The sequence below is a fragment of the Haladaptatus sp. genome, from assembly GCF_049589095.1.
In the GTDB taxonomy this organism is placed as follows: domain Archaea; phylum Halobacteriota; class Halobacteria; order Halobacteriales; family Haladaptataceae; genus Haladaptatus.
The window spans coordinates 1-4,769 of the sequence record NZ_JBAWAC010000497.1 but is presented as its reverse complement, the minus strand read 5'-3'; the positions used below and the strand labels follow the sequence as shown (position 1 = coordinate 4,769).

The 4,769-nt window shown below is 59.9% G+C and carries 5 protein-coding genes; 3 read left to right on the top strand and 2 right to left on the bottom strand.

Translation table 11 applies throughout. From position 1 onward, the window contains the following. Window positions 1-297: 297 nt before the first annotated feature. Window positions 298-1,260, bottom strand: coding sequence for a formate/nitrite transporter family protein (locus WBV42_RS15410; RefSeq protein ID WP_423986804.1), 963 nt, complete (start codon window positions 1,258-1,260; stop codon window positions 298-300). A 137-nt stretch (window positions 1,261-1,397) separates the two neighbouring features. Here WBV42_RS15410 and WBV42_RS15405 point away from each other — a divergent pair, with 137 nt between their 5' ends. The 3 genes from WBV42_RS15405 (at window position 1,398) to WBV42_RS15395 (ending at window position 4,190) form a co-directional block, all read left to right on the top strand. After that, window positions 1,398-2,447, top strand: coding sequence for an NAD(P)-dependent glycerol-1-phosphate dehydrogenase (locus WBV42_RS15405; RefSeq protein WP_253226589.1), 1,050 nt, complete (start codon window positions 1,398-1,400; stop codon window positions 2,445-2,447). A gap of 252 nt (window positions 2,448-2,699) precedes the next feature. After that, complete coding sequence (locus WBV42_RS15400; RefSeq protein ID WP_423986803.1) at window positions 2,700-3,350, top strand: bacterio-opsin activator domain-containing protein; 651 nt, start codon at window positions 2,700-2,702, stop codon at window positions 3,348-3,350. A 264-nt stretch (window positions 3,351-3,614) separates the two neighbouring features. Next, window positions 3,615-4,190 carry a response regulator gene (locus WBV42_RS15395; RefSeq protein WP_423986802.1) on the top strand — a complete coding sequence of 192 codons (576 nt, stop codon included), beginning with the start codon at window positions 3,615-3,617 and terminating at the stop codon, window positions 4,188-4,190. A 15-nt stretch (window positions 4,191-4,205) separates the two neighbouring features. Here WBV42_RS15395 and WBV42_RS15390 read toward each other — a convergent pair. Then, a partial coding sequence (locus WBV42_RS15390; RefSeq protein ID WP_423986801.1) for an ABC transporter permease subunit occupies window positions 4,206-4,769 on the bottom strand: 564 nt, incomplete at its 5' end.

The following is a 4,769-nucleotide window of genomic DNA, read 5'->3' as shown; positions in this document are numbered from 1 at the left end:
GTAGCGCGCGCCACCCGGCTGGACGGGCTACGCGAGACGAACCGGTCGCCACGGCGCGCGAGGGATGACGACGGGAGAGCGTTGCTCTCCCGGAGGAATCGGTTGGGGAGGATGTGGTGCGTGGCGGTTGCGGTATTCATGCGGCTCGGTATTTGTAGTCTAAAAGAAAACAGAAGTTCCTCGTAGCGGCTCGGCTACTGAAATCGAAGAAAAAGTAATCCCGTCACAGCGACCGGGAACGTCCAAAGTCGCTTCCCCAGTAATCACACGAAAACCGAATCCACACCACTATCCAAATCACTCCCGCGGCGATTGTTCGAACAGCCACTCGTACCACTGGAGTTTGAAGTCCCGCTGTTCGCTCTCGTCCAACGAACTCTCCTGCGTGTGGCTGTAGTTCAATATCGCGACGAGCAACACGCCGCCGACGGTGTTACCGAGCGTTATCGGGAGCGTCACGCCGGACAGGGCGGCGACGACACCGGCGCTCCCGCTGAAGACCAGGTAGAACACCTCGCAGGTGGCGATGACGCAGTGGAACAACCCGTTCGCCGGGATGAGCGCCATGATGAAGATTACCAGCAGGACGCGGGCGGTCGATTCCCGGACCGCGTGGGTCATCCACACCATCCCCGCGACGAGCCATCCGGCGACGATGCCCTTGAAGAACAGGTCCAACCACGGCGTGTGCAACGCGTGTGTTCCCATCTCGGTCGCGACGCGCGCGACGTCCGGGCTGAAGATGCCCGTTTCGGCGAGCAACACGGCACCGAGTATCGCGCCGAGGATGTTTGCGACGAAGACGATGCCCCAGACACGAAGCAGGAGGGGAACGCTGGCGATGCGGGTCAGGACGAGCGTGACCGGCGTGAGCGTGTTCTCGGTGTACAACTGGTAGCCGCCGATGACGATGAAGACGAACCCGATGGGGTAGAGGAGGTAACCGAGGATTTCACCGGCGGTGCCGGGAACCGTCGCCTCGACCGTCGCGCGGGTGAGAAACGACAGCATTATCGAGAGTCCGGCGGCGAGACCGCTGAGGAACAACTGCCGGTCGGAACAGCTGAACTCGTACGATGCCGTCGCCACGATGCGTTCGAACACCTCGTCGCCGGAGAACCTGTCGCGGATCGCTTCGCCCGCCGCGGGTGCGCCGCTCCGTGATCGGTCGAGGAACTCCCGGATCTGCTTCCGTCGTTCCATCTCTCGTTCGTCCACGTCCAACTCGTCCGGAAAGTCGTCCGACGGCTCTGAATCCATCCTGTCATCCCTATCGACGAATCACGGTAAGGATGTTGTCATCTGGATAGTGCGAGTCGGAGGGGTCGTGGCCTCATCACGACCGTCCGCGTCTCCGGAGGGGAAAGTGTTTGACTGCGCAGAAAAGACCCACTGATATGTTCGAAAAATCGTCGTGGATTCGGCTACCGAGGAACGTCCTGGTAGGTCATGGCGTGCTCTCGGAGACGGTCGCCGCGATTGACGAGTTACATCTGCAGGGGACGCCGCTGTTGGTGACGAGTCCGACGCCGAACGAGGTGGCGGGAAAGCGCGTCGTGACGCAGTTCGAGGAAGCGGGCTTGGACGTCGAAACGGTCGTCATCGAGGAAGCCAGTTTCGCCGCGATACAGCGCGTCATCGACATCGCGAACGAGGTAAAGCCGGGCTATCTCGTCGGCGTGGGCGGCGGGAAGGCCATCGACATCGCCAAAATGGCGAGTGACGAGGTCGGACGCGGATTCGTCTCGATTCCGACGGCGGCGAGCCACGACGGCATCGTGAGCGGTCGCGGTTCGGTGCCGGAGAAGGACACGCGCCACAGCGTCGCGGCGGAGCCGCCGCTGGCGGTCGTCGCGGACACCGAAATCATCGCCGATGCGCCGTGGAAGCTGACGACGGCGGGGTGTGCCGACATCATCAGCAACTACACGGCCGTCGAGGACTGGCGGCTCGCACAGCGACTCCAGAACGTGGAGTTCCACGAGTACTCGGCGACACTCGCGGAGATGACGGCGGAGATGCTGGTGGACAACGCAGGGAGCATCAAACCCGGACTGGAGGAGTCGGCGTGGGTCGTCGTCAAGGCGCTCGTCTCCTCGGGAGTCGCCATGAGCATCGCCGACTCCTCACGTCCGGCGAGCGGGGCGGAACACCTGTTCTCCCACCAACTCGACCGGATCGCGCCGGGTGCGGCGCTGCACGGCCATCAGGTCGGCGTCGGCTCAATCATCACGGAGTATCTCCACGGCGGCGACTGGCGAGGAATCCGCAATGCGCTCTCGACCATCGGTGCGCCGACGACGGCCGACGAGTTGGGTATCGATGCCGACACGGTGGTCGAGGCGCTCACGACGGCCCACGAGATCCGCGATCGGTACACCATCCTGGGCAACGGGATGAACAGAGCGGCGGCATTCGAAGCGGCGGAGACGACGAAAGTTATCTGAATAATTTAGGGAGCGTACGAAACAGCGACGGATTCGATACCAATCGAATCCGGAACGCTCACCGAACTAATTCGGAGGGGATAGAGACGCAATTGAGCGTCGATTCGGAGACAATCGGGGTTTCGTTCGGGGATGGAACACGTCGCTCTCGTGTCGGATACAACGATTATTTTCGGACGATTGTAGCTGAAGTTGGCAACAACATTGAATACCTTCGCGTAACAGATTTTCGCGTGGTGGTATCGAAAACAAATGAGTTCCATCGTGGAGATTTCGATATCCGCCGATGAGTTTGCACTTGGCCGTGCGTTACAAGCGGACTCTCAGGTGCAGATAGAACTCGAACAAGTCGTCCCGGTGGGAACGTCGCTGTTCCCGTTCTTCTGGGCTCGCGGCACGGACGTCCAACGGTTCGAAACCGCAGTACGAGACGAACCAGCTGTCGACGAGCTCACGAGAATAGACACCCTGACTGATGAAACGTTGTTCCACATCAGATGGAACGACGAGATCACGAACTTCGTCCACGGAGTCGAGGAAGCCAACGCGACTATCGTGGAAGCACACGGGACGGCCGACGACTGGACGTTTCATCTCCGGTTCCCGGCGCAAGAGGAGATGTCGGCGTTCCAGTCGTTCTGTCAACACGAGGAAATTCCAATGCAGGTCGAACGAGTGTATTCGATGCAGGAGCGAGCAGTCCACAACTCTGCGGGCGTCACGTCTGCACAGCGCGAGACGCTCGTCACTGCCTACGAGGAAGGATACTTCGAACGGCCGCGCGGAATCACACGCGAAGAGTTAGCCGACGAACTGGGAATCTCTCCACAGGCCGTCGGTGGCCGCCTTCGGCGCGGATATGCGAATCTCATCGCCGGGTTACTACGTCCGATGAATGTATAGCTCGTTGAATTGGAAACGCACTTAAGTGTGTTTCGTGGGAAACATGTGGTCTGAACTATCTCCGGCCACATCTTTTCTATGTGATCGGGCGCACGGAAAATCCGTTGGCAGTAGTCGGGGATTTTGACCCGATCGAAACGCGAACGATACTCTCACGCCTCCAGACGTATATTGACCGCGGGCTGCCGATTTCCGCGAGGTAGAAAGCGTGTATCGCCACTCATCAATTCGAAACCCGTGTGTCCATCGATTCGGAGATGACGAATGAGTAACCACCGAATACTGGTCGTCGATGACGAACAGCCGATTGCCGATTTGTTCGCCCGCTGGCTCGAAAACCGTTACGAGGTCCGTATCGCGTACGACGGTGCCGAAGCCGTAGCTATGCTCGACGACTCGTACGACGTCGTGCTCCTCGACAGGGACATGCCCGACGTGAGCGGCGACACGGTTCTCGAAACGATTCGAGAGGAAGGGTTCGACTGCCGCGTCGGAATGGTGACGGCCGTCGAACCGGATTTCGACGTTATCGAGATGGGGTACGACGCCTACATCGTCAAACCGATAACCGAACCGAGCGAGCTATACGCCATCGTGGAGAGTTTGCTTCGCCGGTCCACGTACTCCAGCGACGTTCAGCAGTTGCTCACCTTGTCGTCGAAGCAGGCAACCCTAGAAGCACGCATCGACCAGTCGGAACTGGACCGCAACGAGGAGTATCAGGAACTCATCGCCGAGATTCGGACGCTGAAGGGGTCGCTTTCGACGACGCTCGACGAGATGGATGACGCCGAGTTGGGAAAAGAAATGGTGAGCAGTACCGTTGCCCAAGGGCGATGATTTTTTGCCGTTCGATTAGCTGATGTCCGCGCCTTTGAACCGCCAGTAGCCGAGTCCGAGCGGGACGACCAACCAGAACGCGAGAACGACGAACGCGAACCAGCCTTGGAGGTAGAACGGTGCGCTACCGTTGACGAACCCCGCGTACAAACTCGGGGCGCTCGGGTCGGAGAGGAAGTTTGCCGCGACGCTGTAAGCGTTCGTCGGGTTGATGATTTGCAGGAGGAAATACCACGAAGGGAGCCCCTCTGTCACGTTCGGCATTCCACCCTCGATCAGGTAGTAGACACCGAGCGGAATGATGCTCCAGACGAGTTCGAACAGGAAGAACAAGCCAATGGCTCCCGCCATCGCCCGCGACCGGGTTGCCGTCATCGACGAGAAGCCGATGGCGATTCCCACGAACACCATTCCGAAGATGAACGTGACGACGCCCTGAACGAGGAAGTCGGTCACGGGGAACGATCCGTACTGGATGGCGAGAACGATGGCACCGGCGATGAATGCGACGATGGTCGCAACCCCGACGACGGCCGAGCGCCCGAGGAGTTTGCCGATGAGTACGTCCCGTCGTGTGTG